This window comes from Mycobacterium lehmannii (genome assembly GCF_001499925.1).
GTDB classification, from domain to species: Bacteria; Actinomycetota; Actinomycetes; order Mycobacteriales; family Mycobacteriaceae; genus Mycobacterium; species Mycobacterium lehmannii.
In genome coordinates, this window is the sequence record NZ_LQIR01000059.1 from 1 (window position 1) to 1,311 (window position 1,311).

Genomic DNA, 1,311 nt, shown 5'->3' on the forward strand with positions numbered 1-1,311 from the left:
TGAAGTACCCCAGGTTTTGTTCCTACTCGGTTGCGAGGGCCGGGGTTGGCTGGCTCGCAGGTTGTGAGGTGCCGGTGAGGGCGGCCTCGTACTCGGCTGGTGGAACGTAGCCGAGGGCTTCATGCAGGCGTTCCTGGTTGTACCAGGCCACCCATTGGGCGGTGGCCAGTTCGACGTCATCGATGCATCGCCATGGTTTACCGCGGGTAATCAGCTCGGTTTTGTAGGCGGCGTTGACCGCCTCGGCAAGGGCGTTGTCATAACTATCGCCACGGGATCCGACCGAGGGGGCGATACCGAGTTCGGCCAGCCGGTCGGTATAGACCAGCGATAGGTACTGCGATCCGCGGTCGGAATGATGGATCAACTCGGAAAGATCTGCGTTCGCCTGCCACACAGCATGATTGAATGCCTGCAGCGGAAGATCTTGGGTTCGCATCGTGGCTGCCACCGCCCAGCCGGCGATCTTCTTGGTGCACGCATCGGTGACGAACGCGGTATAGCAAAACCCCTGCCAGGTCCGCACGAACGTGATGTCGGCGACCCACAACCGGTTCGGTGCGACCGCCCGGAACTGACGGTTGACCAGGTCGGCCGGCCGCGTGTCGGCGGAGTCGGCGACGGTGGTGAACACCGGCTTGCCCCGCTGCACGCCACGCAGCCCGGCCTGGCGCATCAACCGGCGGGTTTGCTCTCTGCCGAGGTGCCAGCCCTTGCGTTTCATGGCCTGATGCATCTTTTTGACCCCGTAGACCGAATAGTTGTCGCGGTGCACCGTGCGCAGGTCGGCGATCAGCTGCTCATCACGGATCTCGCGATCTGACGGTGGCCGAGTCCGTGCGGCCCGATACCCGCGGGAGGTGAGGAAGCCCGGGATAGCTGCCCGCAGGACACCACAGATGAGCTCGACCCCGAACTGACCGCGATGGCTGTCGATGTAGGCGATCATTTCGTTGCGGGGCGGTCGAGCTCCGCCGCGAAAAACGCAGACGCAGACTTTAAAACTTCATTGGCTCTGCGCAATTCGGCTACTTCACGCTTGAGCTTGCGGATCTCGGCGTGCTCGGAACTGGTTACACCGGGGCGCTCGCCGGCATCAACTTGAGCCTTGCGGCGCCACCGGCGCACCGACTCCTCCGAGATTCCGAGTTTGCTGGCCACGGACTTGATGGCCTCGAACTCAGACGTTTCCGAGGCTTCCATCATGGTGTCCAACAACCGCAACGCACGTTGCCGAAACTCCGGCGAATACTGACGGGGCATAGCTTCCAATCCTCCTATGAAGATCGGAACAAAACCTGGGGTACTTCA

At 62.0% G+C, this 1,311-nt stretch carries 1 protein-coding gene and 1 other annotated feature; the gene reads right to left on the reverse strand.

All coding sequences use genetic code 11. The features are described from left to right. Positions 1–22 precede the first annotated feature (22 nt). A protein-coding gene (locus AU192_RS21855; RefSeq protein ID WP_423202722.1) for an IS3 family transposase occupies positions 23–1,263 on the reverse strand; the annotation gives its coding sequence in 2 pieces (ribosomal slippage) (positions 23–978 and positions 978–1,263; 1,242 coding nt in all). After that, positions 872–988 (reverse strand) — a sequence feature (AL1L pseudoknot). It overlaps the preceding gene by 117 nt. Positions 1,264–1,311: the final 48 nt, after the last annotated feature.